Here is a 19,389-nt window from a genome sequence, read left to right as displayed (position 1 = left end):
AAAACCCGCCGAAGCGGGTTTTTCACATTAAAAAGTCGAAACTGACCGGTAAGCCGCTTTCCTGTCATGGAGAACGGAGTGGACAGTCATTCATCTTGCCGCTGTACGTCAGATAGCAAAAAACCCGCCGAAGCGGGTTTTTCACATTAAAAAGTCGAAACTGACCGATAAGCCGGGTTCTGTCGTGGACAGTCATTCATCTAGGCCAGCAATCGCTCACTGGCTCAAGCAGCCTACCCGGGTTCAGTACGGGCCGTACCTTGTGAACCCCTATTTGGCCTTGCTCCGGGTGGAGTTTACCGTGCCACGAACTGTTGCCAGCCGCGCGGTGCGCTCTTACCGCACCCTTTCACCCTTACCTGATCCCATTACTGGGCCATCGGCGGTTTGCTCTCTGTTGCACTGGTCGTAGGCTTGCGCCCCCCAGGCGTTACCTGGCACCCTGCCCTATGGAGCCCGGACTTTCCTCCCCTCTGCCTGTCTCCCCCGAAAGGGACGACGACAAAGCGGCGACTGTCTGGTCAGCTTCGGCGCGGGATAATAGGGCATTCAGCGCGATTTGTCACGCCTCTTGCTGCTCCAGAGCGAACTTATACAGCGCATTCTTCTTAACGCCATGAATCTCCGCAGTTAACGCAGCTGCTTTTTTCAGCGGCAGCTCCTTTTGCAGCAGCGCTAGCGTACGCAGTGCCTCCGCCGGGAGGGCTTCTTCATCGGCATGGAAGCCTTCAACAATCAGCACCATTTCGCCTTTGCGGCGGTTTTCATCTTCACGCACCCACGCCAGCAGTTCGCCAACCGGAGCACCGTGAATCGTCTCCCAGGTTTTGGTGATTTCGCGTGCCAGCACCACATAGCGCTCGGCCCCCAGCTCTTTCACCATATCTTCCAGGCTATCAAGCAGGCGGTGCGTAGATTCATAGAAAATCAGCGTGCGCGGCTCCTGCAATAACGCGCGTAGCGCATCGCAGCGACCTTTACTTTTCGCGGGCAGAAACCCTTCGTAACAGAAACGATCTGACGGTAATCCCGCTGCGCTTAATGCTGTGATCGCGGCGCAGGCTCCCGGCAACGGCACCACGCGCATCCCGGCTTCACGGCACAGGCGCACCAGATGGTAGCCAGGATCGTTGATTAACGGCGTGCCGGCATCGGAGACTAATGCGATACTCTGGCCTTCCTGGAGCTTCTTCAGCAACAGTTCTGCCTTCTGCTGTTCGTTGTGATCGTGAAGTGCGAACAGTCGCGCATTGATGGCGAAATGTTGTAGCAACAGTCCGGTATGACGTGTATCTTCCGCAGCGACCAGATCGACGCTCGCAAGCACCGTCAGCGCCCGCTGGGTGATATCACCCAAATTACCAATCGGGGTTGGAACGATGTAGAGCGTGCTGGCAGAAATGTCTGCCCGATCGAGTTGTTTCATTGTTTCATCCGAATTGCCGATTTAATATTGAGCATCTTGAAAAAAACATCACTGGATACAGTATGCTTCCTTCAAAAATGGTACGTCGTAAAGCTGGACGTCTTCTGCCCGCACTCCTTGCCGGGCTCATCTTAGCTGCCTGTAGCAGCCAGGGACCGCAAACCTCTAACGTCAACATTCAAGGCCCGGCCACCGCCCGCTCTGATTACTACCTGCAACAGGTGCAGCAAAGCGATGATAATAGCAAGACCGACTGGCAATTACTCGCAATCCGCGCCCTGTTGAATGAAGGAAAGTATCCACAAGCCGCACAGCAGATGAGTCAACTGCCTCAGCAGCTTTCGGACGTTCAGCAGCAGGAAAGCCTGCTGCTCAGCGCCCAGCTCCAGACCGGGCAGCAAAATACGGCTGGCGCACAGCAGGCATTGAGCCAGATTAAGCTGGAAAATCTGTCGCAAGATCAACAAGCCCGCTTCTATACGCTGCAAATTGCCGCCGCACAAGGAAAGCCTTCCCTGCCGCTGCTTCGCGCCTATATCGCGCAGGAGCCACTGCTACGCGGGGCAGATCACCAGAAGAATATTGATGCAACCTGGCAGACACTGACACAGATGTCACCGCAGGATGCTGGCAATATCGTGATCAATGCCAATGAAAATGTGCTGCAAGGCTGGCTGGATCTGCTTAACGTCTGGCGCGCTAACAACCAGGATGCCCAGATGCTGAAAGCGGCAGTCAAAGACTGGCAGACGCGCTATCCGTACAATCCTGGTGCGAAAACCCTGCCTTCTGCGCTGAACCAGGCGCAGAACATGACGAAAGCCTCGACCAGCACCATTGCTCTGCTGCTGCCACTGAATGGTCAGGCGCAACTGTTCGCCAATGCCATCCAGAAGGGCTTCAACGATGCGAAAAACGGCGCACTAATATCAGCTCCACAACCGCAGTCGGTAGCCGCCGCACAGCCTGCCGCAGCCCCTTCTGATGCGGGCACTGCTGCGCAGCCAATCAGTTACTCAGGCAACAGCGATAGCCCGGTTGTCAGCCCTTCTGCCGCACCGGTTGATGCTACCGCACCAGCAGCAGCGCCGGCATCTCAGCCGGTTGCCGCACAGTCTGCTGCTCCACAGGTGGCTCCGGCTGGCAACGCACAAATTAAAGTGTATGACACCAGCAGCCAGCCTATCGCACAGGTGATGCAACAGGCGCAGCAGGATGGCGCGACCATTGTGGTTGGCCCACTGCTGAAATCAGATGTCTCAACGGTGGTTAACAGCCAAACCCCGCTGAACATCCTGGCCCTTAACGAGCCGGAGCAGATCCAGAACCATCCGAATGTTTGCTACTTTGCCCTTTCTCCTGAAGACGAAGCGCGCGATGCCGCTCATCATATGTGGGATCAGGGTAAACGCTCACCGCTGCTGTTGGTGCCGCGTAGCAACTTTGGCGATCGCGTCGTCAACGCCTTCGCTCAGGAGTGGCAAAGCCTGGGCGGTGGCAGCGTGCTGCAACAGCGCTTTGGTTCCGCAGCCGAGCTGAAACAGGGCATTAACAGCGGTGCAGGTATTAGCTTAAGCGGCACGCCAGTTAACATCGCGCCTGCCCAACCGCAGGGGATCAGCATTGCGGGTATGAATATTCCGGCTCCGCAGGTTGAACCAGTAGCGGCAGCCGCCAGCAGCGGTAACGTAGATGGCGTCTATATCGTTTCGACTCAGGCCGAACTGGAGCTGATCAAACCGATGATCGCGATGCGCACCAGCAGCCGCAACAATATCGCGTTGTACGCGAGCTCACGTAGCTTCCAGGCAGGTGCGGGCCCCGATTTCCGTCTGGAAATGGACGGGTTGCAGTTCAGTGACATCCCACTGCTTTCGGGTGCTAATCCGGCACTGATGCAGCAGGCCGTGAAGTCATTTAATAATGATTATTCACTGGTCCGTCTCTATGCAATGGGCGTGGATGCCTGGACACTGGCGAACCACTTTAACCAGATGCGCCAGACGCCGGGTTACAGCCTTAACGGCAACACTGGCACGCTGACCGCAACATCGGATTGCGTGATCAACAGGAAGTTGTCATGGAACCAGTATCGTCAGGGCGAAATCGTTCCGGCCTCCTGAGTCCGCAGAGCAGCGGCGCGCACTATGAACAACTGGCGCGCCGTTATCTGGAACAGGCCGGATTACGCTGGGTAGCCAGCAACGTACGTTGCCGCGCCGGTGAAATTGACCTCATCATGCGCGCTGGGCGCTGTTGGGTGTTTGTTGAAGTGCGCTATCGGCGCAATGATGGCTTCGGCGGCGCGCTAGCCAGCATCACCCGACAGAAACAGCAAAAATTGCTGCGCGCCGCCGCCTTCTGGCTGGCGGGTCGCGGGTGCAGTTTTGACACAGTAGACTGCCGCTTTGACGTGGTAGCCATTACCGGTGATACACTGGAATGGCTACCAAACGCGTTTCAGACCGATAACTAAAACCAGGTGAATCAGTGCAGGAAAGAATAAAAGCGTGCTTTACCGAGAGCATCCAGACACAAATCGCCGCAGCCGAAGCGCTGCCCGATGCCATCTCCCGAGGGGCAATGACGCTGGTGCAGTCACTGCTTAACGGCAATAAAATTCTCAGCTGCGGTAACGGTGCTTCGGCAGCCAACGCGCAACACTTTGCCGCCAGCATGATCAACCGTTTCGAAACCGAACGTCCGAGTCTGCCTGCGCTGGCACTCAGCGCGGACAACGTGATGCTGACGGCCATCGGTAACGATCGTCAGCACGATGAGATCTACGCCAAACAGGTACGCGCGCTGGGTCAAACCGGTGATGTGTTACTGGCGATCTCAACCCGTGGTAATACCCGCGATATCGTTAAAGCAGTAGAAGCCGCTGTCACCCGTGATATGACAATTGTCGCATTGACTGGCTATGATGGCGGTGAACTGGCAGGCCTGCTTGGGCCAAATGATGTGGAAATTCGCATCCCTTCGCACCGCAGTGCACGTATCCAGGAGATGCATATGCTCACCCTGAACTGCCTGTGCGATCTTATCGACAACACCTTGTTTCCACACCAGGAATGACTGAAGGAGCTCCTATGAAAGCATTGAATGCTGTAGCCATCCTCCTCTGCGCCATGATGCTGCAAGGCTGTATTGCCGTTGTAGCGGGTGGTGCCGCTGTTGCCACGAAAACCGCCACCGATCCTCGCACCGTTGGCACCCAGGTCGATGACGGCACGCTGGAACTGCGCGTTTCCAATGCCCTCGGCAAAGATCAGCAACTGAAACAGCAGGCCAATATCAGCGTAACCGCCTATCAGGGTAAAGTGCTGTTAACCGGCCAGGCACCAGACAGCAGCCTCTCTGGCCGTGCGAAACAGATCGCAATGGGCGTAGATGGCGCGACTGAGGTGTATAACGAAGTGCGCATCGGGCCAAAAGCCAGCCTCGGCACCGCCTCTTCAGATACCTGGATCACCACCAAAGTCCGTTCCCAGCTACTGGGCAGCGATCAGGTGAAATCTTCCAATGTGAAGGTCACCACGCAAAATGGCGAAGTGTTCCTGATGGGCTTAGTCACCAATGAAGAAGCCCGTGCAGCAGCGGACATTGCCAGCCGTGTCAGTGGTGTTAAGCACGTCACCACCGCGTTCACCACACTGAAGTAAGCGCAGCCTCATCAGATACGATGCCAGTCAGCAATGACTGGCATTTTTTTATGCCCCAGCTCACACCGGGATATCAATCACCAGTGCCCGCAGCGGCGTTTTGGCCGTGATGCGAAGCTGATGTTCATCCTGTAGAAACGCCCCATCACCACACTGTAACTGCTCAGCAGCACCGCTCGCCGTCACCTCAATCTGCCCGTGTATGGATTGCAGGTAAGCGCGCGCCCCACGAATGGTTATCTGTTGAGATTCGCCCGCCGCCAGATGGAGTTGATGGATCCATACCTGCTGGCGAAGTTGCAGACTTTGTTGATCCCCATCGGGTGAAGCCAGCAACTGCGTCACTGCCTGCGGTGCAATAGCGATTTTTTGCTGCAACGGATTTTCACGCTCCGGGCAGGCCGTGAGCCAGAGCTGCATTCGGGTCAGCGGGACATCTTTACTCAGGTTATGCTCGCTGTAGCTGACACCAGGTTGCGTCGCTAACAACAGCGCTTCACCTGCACGCGCGACCCAGTGATTGCCTTCGCTGTCGCGGTATTCCGCCTCACCTTGCAGCACCAGGTTCAATACATCTACGTTGGGGTACGTGCGTGGCTGAAACGCAGCGCCCGGCGCTAACACTTCCTGGTTCAGGACGCGTAGCGAAGCGTAACCCATTAATTTAGGGTCAAAATAGTGGCCAAAAGAGAAGCTGTAGCGCGCCTGTAGCCAGCCGAAATCGGCCTGCCCGCAAGCGGACGCGCTGCGTGTCGTTATCATGATTTACCTCCAGGCGGTTGCCTGCATCAGCAACCTTCGACTTGCACCTCATTATGGTAAAAGGCTGGACGCCGTAATGTTAGCCAGTTAATCTGCCGGGAATGTTCAAATTTCCTGACAGAGAATCCGCATGGCCAGAGAGCGTGCCCTTACCCTTGAAGCATTACGTGTGATGGATGCGATTGATCGACGCGGCAGTTTTGCTGCCGCTGCCGATGAGCTAGGCCGCGTCCCTTCCGCCCTGAGCTACACCATGCAGAAGCTCGAAGAGGAGCTGGATGTGGTGCTGTTTGACCGCTCTGGTCATCGTACTAAGTTTACCAACGTCGGGCGTATGCTGCTGGAACGAGGCCGCGTATTGCTGGAAGCGGCTGATAAACTCACCACCGATGCCGAAGCGCTAGCGCGCGGCTGGGAAACCCATCTGACCATTGCCGTAGAAGCGCTGGTGCCCGCTGAACGCTTGTTCCCTCTGGTGGAGAAACTGGCGGAAAAAGCCAATACCCAAATTTCACTGATTACCGAAGTGCTGGCAGGCTCCTGGGAGCGACTGGAACAGGGTCGGGCCGATATTGTTATTGCTCCGGACATGCACTTCCGCGCCTCAACCGAGATTAATACCCGCAAGCTCTACACCATGATGAGCGTCTATGTTGCGGCGGCAGATCACCCCATTCACGCCGAGCCAGAGCCGCTGTCTGAAGTGACCCGCGTGAAATATCGTGGAATTGCGGTAGCAGATACGGCACGTGAGCGTCCGGTGTTGACGGTACAGCTGCTGGATAAACAGCAACGTCTTACGGTGAGCAGCATGGAAGATAAGCGCAGAGCATTGCTGGCAGGGTTAGGGGTTGCGACCATGCCGTACGCTATGGTGGAGCAGGATATCGCTGAAGGCCGCTTACGCGTGGTCAGCCCGGAATACACCCGCGACGTTGATATTATTATGGCGTGGCGTCGTGACAGCATGGGCGAAGCGAAAGCCTGGTGTCTGCGAGAAATTCCGCGTCTGTTGAAAAACAGCCATTAAAAAAAAGCGCATCGCGTTTAGCGATGCGCTGTATTTCATCTCTGCGGGCAGGATTAACGGAACTTCTTGTGTCCTTCGTTGCGAATCGTTTCCAGCTTCTTCGACTCTTCTTTCACACCCGCCAGATCGTTTGCTTTTGCTTTCGCATCCACCACATCAATCTGCGCAATCAGCTTGTCCAGTTCGGCATGGTAGTCTTTCACCTCTGCGCTATCTGCTGATTTTCCTTCCAGCGTCTCTGGGGTGGATTTTTTTGCATCTTCCGCTGCGGTACGCATCTCAGCCAACGCTTTCTGGATAGCCTGCGCATCACTGCTCTTTTGGACCACGCCAAGTCCGTCTTTCAGGGTGTGCATATCCGCTTTTAAATCAGCGGCATACAGATTAGCGCTGGAGAATAACAGGGTAATCGACAACATTGCTAACAAGGGCTTACGCATCTTACTTTCCTTTTTATTGTGGTAAAAAAAAGCAGCCTCTGTGGGCTGCTTTCTGGAAATTGATGGTTTTATTGTCCGGCTATCTTCATTTCAGGTAGCAGTACCGAGCCGCACTGAATATTGCTGCGGGTTTCGATGTCGTCGCCGACGGTGACAATATTGCTCCACATCTCTTTCAGATTGCCCGCGATGGTGATTTCGCTTACTGGGTACTGGATTTCGCCATTTTCTACCCAGAAACCAGCGGCACCACGTGAATAATCGCCGGTGGTTGCACTCACTGCCTGCCCCATCAGTTCAGTGACCACCAGGCCGGTGCCAAGCTGTTTCAGCAGGTCATTAAAGCTGTGGCCCTGACCGGCAATACGCCAGTTATGAATGCCACCCGCATGACCGGTGCTGATTAACCCCAGTTTACGTGCGGAATAGCCCGTCATCAACCAGGTTTGCAGCACACCACGGTCAACAATAAGACGGTTCTGGGTGCGAACCCCTTCGCTGTCAAACGGGGTGGAGGCCAGGCCCTTCAGCAGATGCGGCTTTTCTTCGATTGTCAGCCATTCAGGCAGAATCTGCTTACCGAGTGAATCCAACAGGAAGGTGGATTTACGATAGACGCTGCTGCCGCTGATCGCTCCCACCAGATGCCCAAACAGGCCCGTTGCCACTTCCGGAGCGAAAATCACTGGCGCTTTGCGCGTTGAGAGTTTGCGTGGAGAAAGGCGCGACAATGTACGTTGCGCAGCTTCAATTCCCACCCACTCCGGGCTTTTTAAATCGTCAATGGAACGGCCAATGGTGTAAGCGTAATCACGCTCCATATCACCATTCACTTCAGCGATAACGCAGCTTGAAAGGGAGTGACGGCTAGAGCAGTAGCTCTGCAACATGCCGTGGCTGTTACCGAAGACCTTGATACCGACGTGGCTGTTAAAACTGCCGCCTTCGGTATTGGTTATGCGCTTATCGGCTTGCAGGGAAGCTTGTTCTGCCTGCGCAGCCAGTTCAATCGCGCGATCGGCATCAATCTCCCACGGATGGTAAAGATCGAGATCCGGTGCTTCAAACGCCAGCAGCTCCGGGTCTGCAGGGCCAGCAAAAGGATCGGCGGAGGTGTAGCGTGCGATATCAATCGCGGCTTGCACGGTGCGTTTAATCGCTTCCGGGCTGAGATCGGTTGAGGAGGCACTGCCTTTGCGATTCTGATGATAAACCGTGATGCCCAGTGCGCCGTCGCTGTTGAATTCGACGTTCTCCACTTCACCATACCGGGTGCTGACGCCAATCCCGGTGGTTTTACTCACGGCGACTTCAGCGCCATCTGCATTGGCCTTCGCCAGCTCCAGGGCTTGTGCGACTGCCTGTTCCAACACTTTACGCTGTTCTGCAACCTGAGTAGATACGTTCATCGACCTGCCGTCTAATCTTAGGAGTGAATATGTTGAGTCTAACAGAGTCGGAGAACAATTTCGCAGTCGCCCGATAAACTGGTAGCATTAGCCTCTTTTTTTTAGGGAGCCCCAAAATGGCCAAACAACCTGAAGAGTGGCTCGACGATGTGCCCGATAATCACGAAGAAGAAGATGACGAGATTATCTGGGTCAGCAAGAGCGAAATTAAACGTGATGCAGAAGAGCTGAAGCGCCTGGGCGCTGAGCTGGTTGAACTGGGCAAAAACGCCCTCGACAAAATCCCACTGGATGAAGAGCTGCGCAATGCTATTGAGCTGGCACAGCGCATCAAGAAAGAGGGACGCCGTCGCCAGTTACAGCTGATTGGTAAAATGCTGCGCTCACGCGATGAAGATCCGATTCGTCAGGCGCTGGATAAGCTGAAAAACCGCCATAACCAGCAGGTAGCGCTGTTCCATAAACTGGAAGCCCTGCGCGATCGTCTGATTGAAAAAGGTGATGATGCACTGGCCGAAGTGATGGGTCTGTACCCGGATGCCGATCGCCAGCAGCTACGTAGCCTGGTGCGTAACGCACAGAAAGAGAAAGCGGCGAATAAGCCACCAAAGTCTTCCCGTCTGATTTTCCAGTACCTGCGCGAACTGGCAGAGGCGTAATCCTCTGCCCTTCAGGGGGAAGCGCGGATTAAAACGCAGGAACCCCACTGTGAAAACGCAGTTCGCTATCTGGCTCGCTGATCAAGCGTGCCTCTGCTGCGCCAATCGCTTGCACGCGTGGGGCGATATCTCGCGGTGAGATGTGCTCCGCCAACTCCAGGTAATCCTGATAGTGGCGCGCTTCGGAGCGCAGCAGTGAGACATAAAATTTTGCCAGCTCTGCATCCAGGTACGGGGCGATACTGGCAAAACGTTCACAAGAGCGCGCTTCAATGTAGGCGCTGCAAATCAGCTTATCCACCAACATGTCTGGCTCATGGTTGGTCACTTCACGCATCATCCCTTTGCCATAACGGCTGGCGGTGATTTTACGGTAAGGTAAACCGCGTGCCTGCATGATCTCCCACACCTGGTAAAAGTGGTGCAGTTCCTCTTTGATCAGCAGAACCATTTTCTCTAACAGTTCGTCGGCCCACGGCAGCTCATTGCGCACAATAATGCTTTTACTCAGGCTTCGGTGTGCGTTGATAAAGTCGCTGTCGTTACTTTCACGAAAGATAAAATCTTCGTAGGGCTTTAACCAGTTACGCATCAGATCGCCACTGGGTTTATCGGCAACATACTTACGAATAAACCAAATCGCGGTTTGCGCCGCTTTGAGTTCACACACCAGATGATCGGTCAGAAGCAGTGTCAGGTTTTCTGGCTTGCTGGCTTCATCGATCCACGCCTGTGGCGTAGGGCAATGCAGGAACTGGTTGATGGGTTCAAGCAGGGAAGCGTAATTTTCAGTCATATTCTTCACAAAACAGAGGGCGGTGCATACACACCGCCCTGGTTACTCAGTGGCGAACGCCGTTGTCTTCTTCGTCATCAATGAAGTCGCCGTCTTCGTCTTCATCTTCTGCGTCCGGATCTTCGAAGTAGGTACCCCATCCGTCGTAATCGACGTTGTATTTACCTGCCAGGTTCACCAGTTGTTCAACCTGCGCATCAATCAGTTCAGGATTCAGGGCACCTTCGCTGAGGATATCCACACAGACAACCTTCTCTCCATCTTCCAGCTCCAGCTCTTCTGGCTCAGAAACCTCATAGCCCAGCTTAAAGGCATCCACGGCCACTTTTTCCAGCGAGTCGAAGTTAACGCTGGAGAGGTGGTGTTCGATGGTGTAAAGCGCATCAGGATCGCTGCCATCTTCTAAAAGCTCTTCAATGATCAGGCGGGTCTCTTCGCGCTGTTCTTCCAGCAATTCTTCGTATGCCATGGCGGTGTCCTCAATATTTGGCAGGGAACTTCTCTTTGACAAGTATTTTCCCACACTGCCCGACGCGCCACTACTCAAAAGAGAAAGTTTCTTTTCCCTGGGGTTGAAAATGAATATTCATACGGTTAAATTGAATTTTAATTCAATTAAGCGTTACACGGAGTGCACCATGAGTCAGCTGTACAAACGTGATTTCCTGAGGTTGATGGACTTCACCCCGGCCGAGACCGGTTATTTTCTTGAACTGGCCGCTGAATTAAAACACGCGAAAAAAGCCGGCAATGAAACCCAGTACCTGAAAGGCAAAAATATCGCGCTCATCTTCGAAAAAGACTCGACCCGCACCCGATGCTCTTTCGAAGTTGCCGCATACGATCAGGGCGCTAATGTGACGTATCTCGGCCCAAGCGGCAGCCAGATCGGCCATAAAGAGTCGATGAAAGACACCGCTCGGGTATTAGGCCGGATGTACGACGGCATTCAGTACCGTGGCTACGGCCAGGAGCTGGTGGAAACGCTGGCTGAGTTTGCCGACGTGCCGGTATGGAATGGCCTGACAACCGAGTTCCACCCGACACAGTTGCTGGCTGACCTGCTGACCATGCAGGAACACCTGCCGGGCAAAGCCCTGAATGAAATGACGCTGGTTTACGTTGGCGATGCGCGTAACAACATGGGCAACACCATGCTGGAAGCGGCTGCGCTGACGGGCCTGGACTTGCGTCTGGTCGCGCCTGAAGCGTGCTGGCCTGAAGCGGAGTTGGTCGCTGAGTGCCGTCAGTTGGCAGAACAAACCGGCGGTAAAATTACCCTGACGGAAGATATTGCCGCGGGCGTACAGGGCGCAGACTTTATCTATACTGATGTCTGGGTCTCAATGGGTGAGGCGAAGTCGGTGTGGGCTGAGCGTATCGCGCTGCTGCGTGCTTATCAGGTCAACCGCGCTATGCTCGATTTAACCGGCAATCCGCAGGTTAAGTTCCTGCACTGCCTGCCCGCCTTCCATGACGATCAGACCACCCTCGGCAAACAGATGGCTGAGCAGTACGGTTTGCAGGACGGCATGGAAGTGAGTGACGAAGTGTTTGAGTCCAGCAACAGTGTGGTGTTCGACCAGGCGGAGAACCGGATGCACACCATTAAAGCGGTGATGGTTGCCACGCTAGGGCAGCGCTAAGCCCCCTTGCCCGTGACGCACCGCAAACGTTTTCCCCGCGCCGCGATTTTCACTTGCCGCGTCCCGGTGAATGCGTATAATGCGCCACAATTTGCCGGGAGGAAGCATGCAACAGCGTAGCTTACAATTTGTCGTTCACACTCGCTATTGTGCGTGCGGTGCGGCTGTTGCTTCTTTCCGTCAACGAACCGATCGTCAAAAAAGCCCCTTTTAGCAGGGGCTTTTTTTTGTCTGTAATCCGGCAGCGCAGAGGAGAAAGCTATGGCCAACCCGCTTTATCGTAAGCATATTATTTCTATTAATGACCTTAGCCGTAATGAGCTGGAGCTGGTACTTGAGACCGCTGCAAAGCTCAAGGCCAACCCGCAACCGGAGCTGTTAAAGCATACCGTCATCGCCAGCTGTTTCTTTGAGGCTTCAACCCGCACGCGCCTGTCATTCGAAAGCGCTATGCACCGTCTGGGTGCCGCTGTGGTTGGATTTGCCGATGGCGGCAACACGTCGTTGGGTAAGAAAGGTGAAACCCTCGCCGATACCATTTCCGTCATCAGCACCTATGTTGATGCGATTGTCATGCGCCATCCTCAGGAAGGGGCTGCGCGTCTTGCTACGGAGTTTTCTGGCGGTATTCCGGTATTGAATGCCGGTGATGGTGCCAACCAGCATCCAACCCAAACGCTGCTGGACCTGTTCACCATTCAGGAGACGCAAAATCGTCTTGATAACCTGAATGTGGCGATGGTCGGCGATTTGAAATATGGCCGTACCGTACACTCGCTGACCCAGGCGCTGGCGAAATTCGACGGCAACCGCTTCTTCTTTATCGCTCCGGATGCGCTGGCCATGCCCGCTTACATCACCGATATGCTGGATGAGAAAGGCATTGTCTGGTCTCGCCACGACAGCATTGAAGAAGTGCTGCCACAACTGGATATTCTCTACATGACGCGGGTGCAGAAAGAGCGCCTTGATCCTTCTGAATATGCCAATGTAAAAGCGCAGTTTATCCTGCGTGCCGCCGATCTGGTTGGCGCTCGTGAACAGATGAAAGTGCTGCATCCTCTGCCACGTATTGACGAGATCACCACCGATGTCGATAAAACGCCGTATGCCTGGTATTTCCAGCAGGCCGGTAACGGCATCTATGCGCGCCAGGCACTGCTGGCGCTGGTCCTCAATAGCGAAGTGGTAGCGTAAGGAGAAGATGATGACAGATAACAAATTGCAGGTTGAAGCGATTAAACGTGGCACGGTTATCGACCACATCCCCGCTCAGGTTGGTTTTAAGCTGCTGTCGCTGTTTCGCCTGACCGAGACCGATCAGCGCATTACCATCGGCCTGAACCTGCCTTCTGGCGAAATGGGGCGTAAAGACCTGATCAAGATCGAGAACACCTTCCTCACCGACGATCAAATCAACCAGCTCGCCGTGTATGCACCGCACGCGACGGTGAACCGCATCGATGAGTATGAAGTGGTGGCGAAGATCGCCCCGACACTGCCGAATCGGATCGATCGTATCCTGACCTGCCCGAACAGCAACTGCATCAGCCGCAGTGAGCCGGTTGCCTCTAGCTTTGCCGTAAAACAGCGTGAGGAAGAGGTGCACTTGAAGTGCAAATACTGTGAGAAAGAGTTCGCACGTCATGTGGTGCTTGGCCACTGGTAATCCGACTGTTGCCCCCTATAATGGGGCAACATCTGCTAAAAACTCAGGAGAAACAATGTCTCGCGAAATCAGTACTACCCAGGCTCCCGCTGCTATTGGTCCCTATGTTCAGGGCGTTGATCTCGGCAGTATGATCATCACCTCCGGTCAGATCCCCGTTAACCCTCAGACTGGCGCAGTTGCAGAAGATATCTCTGCGCAGGCACGTCAGTCGCTGGAAAACGTGCAGGCTATTGTTGAAGCGGCCGGTCTGAAAGTTGCAGATATCGTCAAAACCACCGTTTTTGTGAAAGATCTGAACGATTTCGCGACCGTAAACGCCACTTACGAAGCGTTCTTCACCGAACATAATGCGCCGTTCCCGGCTCGCTCCTGTGTTGAAGTTGCGCGTCTGCCAAAAGATGTGAAGATCGAAATCGAAGCTATCGCAGTTCGTCGCTAATCGCGTCACTTTCCCGCTTTTTGTCGAGTCATAGTGCAACAAGCGGGATTATCTTGTCATACCCTTTTACTGTTTTCTGGTCCCCACTTTTGCTTCTCACGCCATCACGGCCGCTTTAACAACGCCTTCCTTGTTCCAAATCAATTGCTGCGCAATTTTACCCGACGCAGACACAACATATAGCCACTACACTCCTGCGAATGCACAACATCTCGTTAATGGAGAGACTCATGAGCGCCAGCACTCATCCCTTGACGGCCGCAATTCGCGACCTTCTGGAACAAAATAATCCGGCACTGCTGTATGAAAATGCCAACAAAGACAGCAACGTCATTCCAACCCAGCGTGACCTGCTGGCGGGCATTGCGGCACGTTACTACGCCTGCGAATATCTGCTGCCAGAGAATGTGGTGCAGGCGCATCAGCGCGGTGAGATCCACTATCACGATTTGGATTATGCCCCCTACTTTCCCATGTTTAACTGCATGCTGGTTGACCTGCAACAGATGCTCAGCCAGGGCTTTCGCATGGGGAATGCCGGGATCGAACCACCCAAGTCGATTGCTACCGCCACCGCAGTGACCGCCCAAATCATCGCTCAGGTGGCAAGCCACATTTATGGCGGCACCACCATCAATCGTATTGATGAGATCCTCGCGCCCTATGTCAGCATGAGCCGGGAGAAGCATCGTGCTGTAGCGGTGCAGTGGCATGTCAGCGATGTCGAGGGTTATGCTCGCTCACGGACGGAAAAGGAGTGCCATGATGCTTTCCAGGCGCTGGAGTATGAAGTGAATACCCTGCATACCGCCAACGGACAGACGCCGTTCGTGACCTTTGGTTTTGGGCTTGGCACCAGCGAAGATGCGCGAATGATCCAGAAGGCGATCCTTGGCAATCGCCTGAATGGGTTGGGCAAACATCATAAAACCGCGATTTTCCCCAAACTGGTGTTTGCTATTCGCGCCGGAGTCAATCGTAAACCTGGCGATATAAATTACGATATCAAGCAGTTAGCGCTAAAATGTGCCAGCCAGCGCATCTACCCTGACATTCTCAATTACGACAAGGTGGTTGAAGTCACGGGAAGCTTTAAAACGCCAATGGGCTGCCGCAGCTTTTTGAACCGTTATGAAGAACAGGGAAAAGAGATTCATGATGGGCGCTGTAATCTCGGCGTGGTCACCCTCAATCTTCCCCAGATTGCACTGGAGGCGGCTGGCAAAGAGTCGCGTTTCTGGTCACTGCTGGAACGCAGGCTCCTGGTGGCACGTCAGGCGCTGATGACCCGCATTGCCAGGCTGGAAAAAATACCGGCACGTGTCGCGCCCATTCTCTACATGGAAGGTGCCTGTGGCATACGCCTGAAAGCAGATGACCCTATCGGCCAACTGTTCCGTCATGGTCGCGCATCGATCTCACTGGGCTTCATCGGCCTGCATGAAACCCTGCTGGCACTCAGCGATGGCTCCACGCACCCCTACGATTCACCAGAGATGCGTGCCAGAGGCCTTGCTATCATCGCACGCTTGCGCGAAGCGACGCAGGCATGGAAACGCGAAACCGGTTATGCCTTTAGCCTGTACAGCACGCCCAGTGAGAATCTGTGCGATCGCTTCTGCCGCCTCGATCGCGCTGAATTTGGCGAAGTTGCGGGCATCACCGATAAGGGCTACTACACCAACAGCTTCCATCTTGATGTGGAAAAGAAAGTCGATCCCTATGCAAAAATCGACTTCGAAGCGCCTTATACTGCCCTCAGCAGCGGCGGGTTCATCTGCTATGGCGAATATCCCAACTTACGCCATAACCTACAGGCGCTGGAGGATGTCTGGGACTACAGCTATGACCGCGTGCCCTACTACGGCACCAACACGCCGATTGATGAGTGCTATGAATGCGGTTTTACTGGCGAGTTCACCTGTAGCGATAACGGCTTTAGCTGCCCACAATGTGGCAACCACAATCCTGCCAGTGTCTCTGTGACGCGCCGGGTGTGTGGTTATCTCGGTAGCCCGGATGCGCGTCCTTTCAATAGCGGCAAGCAGCAGGAAGTGGCTCGACGCGTTAAACATCTGCCTGAACTATGAATATTCACGCCTACTACCCGATAGATGTGGTCAACGGGCCGGGAACACGTTGTACGTTGTTTGTTTCCGGCTGTGAGCATCGCTGCCGTGGCTGTTATAACCCACGCACCTGGCGGCTAGACTCAGGCCAGCCATTTACGCTGGCGCTTGAAGAACAGCTTATTGCGGACCTGAATGATACAAGAGTTCCCCGGCGTGGGCTGTCGATTAGCGGCGGCGATCCGCTGCATCCCGACAATGTCCCCCATGTGCGACGCCTGCTACACCGTGTACGTCGCTGCTGTCCGGGAAAAGACATTTGGCTGTGGACTGGCTATCAGTGGGAAACCCTGAGTGAAGCGCAGCAAACCGTGGTCGCACTGGTGGATGTGCTGATAGATGGGCCGTTTATCCGGGCAGAATACGATCCGCAGCTGCGCTGGCGTGGCAGTAAAAACCAGCGCATCCTGAAAACCGCAGAGTTAGGTCAGCGTAAGGATTCGTTTACCACTATACCCGCTGCCAGCTGATCTTCTTACCAAAGCCCAGGGCGTTATCCGTCATCTTTAACTCATCCACCCGGAGCGCCCAGAGCGGGGCGGTCACTTTGCGGGCTACCGGGAACCGTTTTTGATAACGGAGACGCGCACGCTCTTCTGCATCACCTTCCAGCCGGGTGATCACACCACGGTACTGCACACCTTTAATCAGTAGTACCGTCTTAGGCTGGCCATTCACCGTGCCAGCCACTTCAGGGTTGGCCATCATCAGTGTGCCGTGGCGCGTCTCTGGTTCCGTCATCAAAAAGAAGGTCATTTCGCCCTCATCAAAAATGTAGAAACAGTTGGCGCACCAGAGCTCACCTTGGTGCGTCGCACAGAGCGAGAGGACATGCTGTTTTTTCAGATAGCGAATCAGATGGGCATGATCGGACATGTTTCAACTCCGTGCAGGCTCAAAGAGCCACAAATAGCGAATAGCAGTAACAGAGACAGCGCGTTACACTGCCGAAAAGAGTAAACCGAAAGAGCCTAAAGATGAGCCAAGGCTGGCAGCTTTACATTGTGCGCACCGCCAGTGGTGCACTCTATACCGGCATCACTACCGATGTAGAACGCCGGGTGGGACAACATCAACGCGGCACAGGGGCACGCGCGTTACGCGGTAAAGGCCCGATTACGCTGGTGTTTCACTGCGCAGCAGGCGATCGCGCCAGCGCTTCTCGTCTGGAGTATCAGGTCAAACAGCTCAAGCGACAACAGAAATTGCAGCTGGTAGAGCACCAGCCGCACTCACTGACACAGTGGCTTACTCAAAACGATCAAACGGCGCAGAGTACTCAACCTTGATTGCTGGCGATTCAGCCTGAGCGGCCAAATCCTCTGTCTGGATGAAAGCCTCTTCTGCCAGTTTATAAACCTGGAATGCAGACTCACTGCCCGGCCATTTACAGTGCAAGGCATGGGTTAAGGCAGGTTCAAACCCAAAGCGGCTGTAATATTGAGGATCGCCCAATACCACCACGGCGCTGTAGCTGAATTCGTTTAAAGTATCTAATCCTTCAAACACCAGCTTACGGCCGAGGTCCTGCCCTCTAATAGATTCATCCACTGCCAGTGGAGCAAGGGCCACCCAGTTAAGATCTTCCCCCTGCAGGGTCACCGGGCTAAATGCAGCATAGCCAAGTACCTGACCTTCATCATCAGTGGCGACGACACCCAACGTTAGCAACCCATCTTCACGTAATTGCTGAACCAGCTCAGCTTCGTCCGAAGTCGGGAACGTGCGTCTTAATAGTGCGTCGATGCCCGCAGCATCTACGCCAATCTCTGTACGAATTAACATTTTACACCTGTGCATGACGGTGGAGTGTGTAGATGACTCGCTTCCATTACCCTTAATCCTCCAGTGCATGATGGCCAAAAAGGCATACGCTTATCGGCAGGCTTTCGTAAAGTTTAACCTATCTGCGTCAAGAGCAGGACTAAATTGCTGAGTTTATCATGACAGCAAATGCACCCGTTCACCGGGCCAGCTTCGCCGGATTATCTTAGCTTTACCCCGATCTGCTTCACAGACATTACCGCCAGTAAGGCAATTAGCCCAGAGGTTATTACTTAAATAATTCTTATAAATAGTGACAACACTGGTTTACAACCTGGCTAATATACTGCGTTAGCAGGTTAAACCAGTTAGACAAAGGCACATTCCGGCTACATTGCTGCCGATATTAGCAGTTTTAATATGGGTAACGATGCGTAATACTGCTGTATGCAGGCCCAATCAACGCCCGCGCCATTTTAATCTGGAGTACCCATGTCTGAAAAAAAATCGGTTCGACTCTCTGTACTCGACCTTGCCCCAGTACCACAAGGTTCACGCCCTCGCGATGCCTTCAACACCTCTCTGGCTTTGGCACGACAGTCCGAGCAATTAGGTTATCACCGCTACTGGTTGGCAGAACATCATAATATGACCGGTATCGCCAGCGCTGCTACTTCTGTGCTGATTGGCTATCTCGCCGCTAATACCAAACATCTACGCCTGGGTTCAGGCGGGATTATGTTGCCGAACCACGCACCGCTGGTGATTGCCGAGCAGTTCGGTACGTTAGCCACACTCTATCCTGACCGTATCGATCTTGGCGTTGGCCGAGCGCCAGGCTCTGACCAGCGCACCATGATGGCACTGCGTCGCCATCTTTCCAGCGCCCAGGCAGATACCTTCCCGGATGATGTTGCTGAGTTGATCCGCTGGTTTGATCATAAAGAGAGTGAAGCACCGCTGGTGCAACCGGTGCCAGGCCTCGGTATCAATATTCCTCTCTGGCTGCTGGGTTCCAGCCTGTACAGCGCCCAGCTGGCAGCAAAAATGGGCCTGCCTTTTGCTTTTGCCTCACACTTTGCCCCAGAGCAGCTGATGCATGCCCTGCACCTCTATCGTGAAGAGTTCCAGCCTTCGGCACGCCTGGATAAGCCTTACGCGATGGCGTGCGTCAATGTGATAGCCGCAGACACGGTGCAAGAAGCCCGCTATCTGTTTACCTCCCAGCAGCAGCAGTTCATCAACCTGCGCCGGGGTAAACCAGGCCCACTGCCGGCACCGGTCGAAAACATGGATAATATCTGGTCGCCATCAGAGCAGTATGGCGTTCAGCAAGCATTGAGTATGTCGTTGGTGGGTGATGTGGAGAAAGTCCGTCAGGGACTTGCTACCTTACGTCGTGAAACGTTGGTAGATGAGATCATGGTGAATGGACAAATCTACTCGCCTGAAGCACGGCTACATTCTTATGCTCTGGCGATGGAAGCCGCCGACGGCTTATAAGTCTGGAAACAAAAAAAGAGGCCCGAGGGCCTCTTTTTTATTTACGCTA

General features: G+C 54.2%; 22 protein-coding genes and 1 other RNA gene. 14 read left to right on the top strand and 9 right to left on the bottom strand.

Features of this window, described 5'->3' with window-relative positions; translation table 11 throughout:
- Positions 1 to 152 precede the first annotated feature (152 nt).
- Together rnpB and rsmI are read right to left on the bottom strand one after the other, a co-directional pair.
- Positions 153 to 529, bottom strand: an RNA gene (gene rnpB, locus B880_RS25755) — RNase P RNA component class A.
- A gap of 33 nt (positions 530 to 562) precedes the next feature.
- Positions 563 to 1,426 carry a 16S rRNA (cytidine(1402)-2'-O)-methyltransferase gene (gene rsmI, locus B880_RS0122155; protein WP_017349659.1) on the bottom strand — a complete coding sequence of 288 codons (864 nt, stop codon included), beginning with the start codon at positions 1,424 to 1,426 and terminating at the stop codon, positions 563 to 565.
- Positions 1,427 to 1,488: 62 nt separating this feature from the next.
- Here rsmI and B880_RS0122150 point away from each other — a divergent pair, with 62 nt between their 5' ends.
- From B880_RS0122150 to dolP, 4 genes are read left to right on the top strand one after another with little or no spacing between them, the layout of a single operon-like run.
- Entirely contained in the window at positions 1,489 to 3,549 is a 2,061-nt protein-coding gene (locus B880_RS0122150) for a penicillin-binding protein activator (RefSeq protein WP_017349658.1), read from the top strand.
- Entirely contained in the window at positions 3,507 to 3,902 is a 396-nt protein-coding gene (locus B880_RS0122145) for a YraN family protein (protein WP_017349657.1), read from the top strand. The genes B880_RS0122150 and B880_RS0122145 overlap by 43 nt, the downstream gene beginning before the upstream one ends.
- A gap of 14 nt (positions 3,903 to 3,916) precedes the next feature.
- Entirely contained in the window at positions 3,917 to 4,504 is a 588-nt protein-coding gene (diaA, locus tag B880_RS0122140) for a DnaA initiator-associating protein DiaA (RefSeq protein WP_017349656.1), read from the top strand.
- Positions 4,505 to 4,518: 14 nt separating this feature from the next.
- On the top strand, positions 4,519 to 5,091 hold the full coding sequence (dolP, locus tag B880_RS0122135; protein WP_017349655.1) for a division/outer membrane stress-associated lipid-binding lipoprotein: 573 nt from the start codon (positions 4,519 to 4,521) through the stop codon (positions 5,089 to 5,091).
- Between the two features lie 60 nt (positions 5,092 to 5,151).
- Here dolP and B880_RS0122130 read toward each other — a convergent pair whose 3' ends face one another.
- Positions 5,152 to 5,853, bottom strand: coding sequence for a pirin family protein (locus B880_RS0122130; RefSeq protein WP_017349654.1), 702 nt, complete (start codon positions 5,851 to 5,853; stop codon positions 5,152 to 5,154).
- Between the two features lie 130 nt (positions 5,854 to 5,983).
- Between B880_RS0122130 and B880_RS0122125 the strand changes: the two genes are divergently transcribed.
- Positions 5,984 to 6,883, top strand: coding sequence for a LysR family transcriptional regulator (locus tag B880_RS0122125; RefSeq protein WP_017349653.1), 900 nt, complete (start codon positions 5,984 to 5,986; stop codon positions 6,881 to 6,883).
- A gap of 53 nt (positions 6,884 to 6,936) precedes the next feature.
- On the opposite strand, the gene cybC is transcribed toward B880_RS0122125, so the two are convergent.
- Complete coding sequence (gene cybC / locus B880_RS0122120) at positions 6,937 to 7,323, bottom strand: cytochrome b562 (protein WP_017349652.1); 387 nt, start codon at positions 7,321 to 7,323, stop codon at positions 6,937 to 6,939.
- A gap of 68 nt (positions 7,324 to 7,391) precedes the next feature.
- Positions 7,392 to 8,732: a metalloprotease PmbA gene (gene pmbA / locus B880_RS0122115; RefSeq protein WP_017349651.1), complete on the bottom strand. Its 1,341-nt coding sequence runs from the start codon at positions 8,730 to 8,732 to the stop codon at positions 7,392 to 7,394.
- Between the two features lie 116 nt (positions 8,733 to 8,848).
- On the opposite strand from pmbA, the gene yjgA reads away from it, so the two are divergent.
- Positions 8,849 to 9,391 (top strand): ribosome biogenesis factor YjgA, encoded by a 543-nt coding sequence (yjgA, locus tag B880_RS0122110; RefSeq protein WP_017349650.1) that lies wholly within the window; start codon positions 8,849 to 8,851, stop codon positions 9,389 to 9,391.
- A 28-nt stretch (positions 9,392 to 9,419) separates the two neighbouring features.
- Here the strand turns inward: yjgA and miaE are convergent, their stop codons facing one another.
- Positions 9,420 to 10,187, bottom strand: coding sequence for a tRNA isopentenyl-2-thiomethyl-A-37 hydroxylase MiaE (gene miaE, locus B880_RS0122105; protein ID WP_017349649.1), 768 nt, complete (start codon positions 10,185 to 10,187; stop codon positions 9,420 to 9,422).
- 46 nt (positions 10,188 to 10,233) lie between these two features.
- Positions 10,234 to 10,656 (bottom strand): ribonuclease E inhibitor RraB, encoded by a 423-nt coding sequence (gene rraB, locus B880_RS0122100; protein ID WP_017349648.1) that lies wholly within the window; start codon positions 10,654 to 10,656, stop codon positions 10,234 to 10,236.
- 169 nt (positions 10,657 to 10,825) lie between these two features.
- Here rraB and argF point away from each other — a divergent pair, with 169 nt between their 5' ends.
- From argF to nrdG, 6 genes are all read left to right on the top strand, one after another.
- The gene (gene argF / locus B880_RS0122095) at positions 10,826 to 11,833 is read left to right on the top strand and encodes an ornithine carbamoyltransferase (protein ID WP_026042846.1); all 1,008 of its coding nucleotides are present in this window, start codon (positions 10,826 to 10,828) and stop codon (positions 11,831 to 11,833) included.
- A 261-nt stretch (positions 11,834 to 12,094) separates the two neighbouring features.
- Positions 12,095 to 13,030, top strand: a complete 936-nt coding sequence (pyrB, locus tag B880_RS0122090; protein ID WP_017349646.1) for an aspartate carbamoyltransferase — start codon at positions 12,095 to 12,097, stop codon at positions 13,028 to 13,030.
- Between the two features lie 7 nt (positions 13,031 to 13,037).
- Positions 13,038 to 13,502: an aspartate carbamoyltransferase regulatory subunit gene (pyrI, locus tag B880_RS0122085; RefSeq protein WP_026042845.1), complete on the top strand. Its 465-nt coding sequence runs from the start codon at positions 13,038 to 13,040 to the stop codon at positions 13,500 to 13,502.
- 55 nt (positions 13,503 to 13,557) lie between these two features.
- Positions 13,558 to 13,944, top strand: a complete 387-nt coding sequence (gene ridA, locus B880_RS0122080; protein WP_017349644.1) for a 2-iminobutanoate/2-iminopropanoate deaminase — start codon at positions 13,558 to 13,560, stop codon at positions 13,942 to 13,944.
- Between the two features lie 200 nt (positions 13,945 to 14,144).
- Positions 14,145 to 16,034: an anaerobic ribonucleoside-triphosphate reductase gene (gene nrdD / locus B880_RS0122075; protein WP_157060604.1), complete on the top strand. Its 1,890-nt coding sequence runs from the start codon at positions 14,145 to 14,147 to the stop codon at positions 16,032 to 16,034.
- On the top strand, positions 16,031 to 16,543 hold the full coding sequence (gene nrdG / locus B880_RS0122070; RefSeq protein WP_017349642.1) for an anaerobic ribonucleoside-triphosphate reductase-activating protein: 513 nt from the start codon (positions 16,031 to 16,033) through the stop codon (positions 16,541 to 16,543). Before nrdD ends, nrdG begins: the two co-directional genes overlap by 4 nt.
- On the opposite strand, the gene B880_RS0122065 is transcribed toward nrdG, so the two are convergent.
- Positions 16,524 to 16,949: a YhbP family protein gene (locus B880_RS0122065; protein WP_017349641.1), complete on the bottom strand. Its 426-nt coding sequence runs from the start codon at positions 16,947 to 16,949 to the stop codon at positions 16,524 to 16,526. The two genes, nrdG and B880_RS0122065, sit on opposite strands and share 20 nt — an antisense overlap.
- Before the next feature lie 101 nt (positions 16,950 to 17,050).
- On the opposite strand from B880_RS0122065, the gene B880_RS0122060 reads away from it, so the two are divergent.
- Positions 17,051 to 17,362, top strand: a complete 312-nt coding sequence (locus B880_RS0122060; protein ID WP_017349640.1) for a GIY-YIG nuclease family protein — start codon at positions 17,051 to 17,053, stop codon at positions 17,360 to 17,362.
- On the opposite strand, the gene B880_RS0122055 is transcribed toward B880_RS0122060, so the two are convergent.
- Positions 17,322 to 17,858 (bottom strand): GNAT family N-acetyltransferase, encoded by a 537-nt coding sequence (locus B880_RS0122055; RefSeq protein ID WP_017349639.1) that lies wholly within the window; start codon positions 17,856 to 17,858, stop codon positions 17,322 to 17,324. The genes B880_RS0122060 and B880_RS0122055 overlap by 41 nt on opposite strands.
- A gap of 471 nt (positions 17,859 to 18,329) precedes the next feature.
- Between B880_RS0122055 and B880_RS0122050 the strand changes: the two genes are divergently transcribed.
- The gene (locus tag B880_RS0122050) at positions 18,330 to 19,340 is read left to right on the top strand and encodes a luciferase-like monooxygenase (RefSeq protein WP_017349638.1); all 1,011 of its coding nucleotides are present in this window, start codon (positions 18,330 to 18,332) and stop codon (positions 19,338 to 19,340) included.
- Positions 19,341 to 19,389: the final 49 nt, after the last annotated feature.

Source organism: Pantoea sp. A4, from assembly GCF_000295955.2.
GTDB lineage: Bacteria > Pseudomonadota > Gammaproteobacteria > Enterobacterales > Enterobacteriaceae > Pantoea > Pantoea multigeneris.
The sequence above is the reverse complement of the archived record's forward strand: the minus strand, read 5'-3'. Positions and strand labels throughout refer to the sequence as shown.

What these genes read in the sequence shown, in the direction of transcription:
- rsmI (WP_017349659.1), bottom strand. Translation starts at nt 1,426, where the DNA reads ATGAAACAACTCGATCGGGCAGACATTTCTGCCAGCACGCTCTACATC.
- B880_RS0122150 (WP_017349658.1), top strand. Translation starts at nt 1,489, where the DNA reads ATGCTTCCTTCAAAAATGGTACGTCGTAAAGCTGGACGTCTTCTGCCC.
- B880_RS0122145 (WP_017349657.1), top strand. Translation starts at nt 3,507, where the DNA reads ATGGAACCAGTATCGTCAGGGCGAAATCGTTCCGGCCTCCTGAGTCCG.
- dolP (WP_017349655.1), top strand. Translation starts at nt 4,519, where the DNA reads ATGAAAGCATTGAATGCTGTAGCCATCCTCCTCTGCGCCATGATGCTG.
- B880_RS0122130 (WP_017349654.1), bottom strand. Translation starts at nt 5,853, where the DNA reads ATGATAACGACACGCAGCGCGTCCGCTTGCGGGCAGGCCGATTTCGGC.
- B880_RS0122125 (WP_017349653.1), top strand. Translation starts at nt 5,984, where the DNA reads ATGGCCAGAGAGCGTGCCCTTACCCTTGAAGCATTACGTGTGATGGAT.
- cybC (WP_017349652.1), bottom strand. Translation starts at nt 7,323, where the DNA reads ATGCGTAAGCCCTTGTTAGCAATGTTGTCGATTACCCTGTTATTCTCC.
- pmbA (WP_017349651.1), bottom strand. Translation starts at nt 8,732, where the DNA reads ATGAACGTATCTACTCAGGTTGCAGAACAGCGTAAAGTGTTGGAACAG.
- yjgA (WP_017349650.1), top strand. Translation starts at nt 8,849, where the DNA reads ATGGCCAAACAACCTGAAGAGTGGCTCGACGATGTGCCCGATAATCAC.
- miaE (WP_017349649.1), bottom strand. Translation starts at nt 10,187, where the DNA reads ATGACTGAAAATTACGCTTCCCTGCTTGAACCCATCAACCAGTTCCTG.
- rraB (WP_017349648.1), bottom strand. Translation starts at nt 10,656, where the DNA reads ATGGCATACGAAGAATTGCTGGAAGAACAGCGCGAAGAGACCCGCCTG.
- argF (WP_026042846.1), top strand. Translation starts at nt 10,826, where the DNA reads ATGAGTCAGCTGTACAAACGTGATTTCCTGAGGTTGATGGACTTCACC.
- pyrB (WP_017349646.1), top strand. Translation starts at nt 12,095, where the DNA reads ATGGCCAACCCGCTTTATCGTAAGCATATTATTTCTATTAATGACCTT.
- pyrI (WP_026042845.1), top strand. Translation starts at nt 13,038, where the DNA reads ATGATGACAGATAACAAATTGCAGGTTGAAGCGATTAAACGTGGCACG.
- ridA (WP_017349644.1), top strand. Translation starts at nt 13,558, where the DNA reads ATGTCTCGCGAAATCAGTACTACCCAGGCTCCCGCTGCTATTGGTCCC.
- nrdD (WP_157060604.1), top strand. Translation starts at nt 14,145, where the DNA reads ATGCACAACATCTCGTTAATGGAGAGACTCATGAGCGCCAGCACTCAT.
- nrdG (WP_017349642.1), top strand. Translation starts at nt 16,031, where the DNA reads ATGAATATTCACGCCTACTACCCGATAGATGTGGTCAACGGGCCGGGA.
- B880_RS0122065 (WP_017349641.1), bottom strand. Translation starts at nt 16,949, where the DNA reads ATGTCCGATCATGCCCATCTGATTCGCTATCTGAAAAAACAGCATGTC.
- B880_RS0122060 (WP_017349640.1), top strand. Translation starts at nt 17,051, where the DNA reads ATGAGCCAAGGCTGGCAGCTTTACATTGTGCGCACCGCCAGTGGTGCA.
- B880_RS0122055 (WP_017349639.1), bottom strand. Translation starts at nt 17,858, where the DNA reads ATGTTAATTCGTACAGAGATTGGCGTAGATGCTGCGGGCATCGACGCA.
- B880_RS0122050 (WP_017349638.1), top strand. Translation starts at nt 18,330, where the DNA reads ATGTCTGAAAAAAAATCGGTTCGACTCTCTGTACTCGACCTTGCCCCA.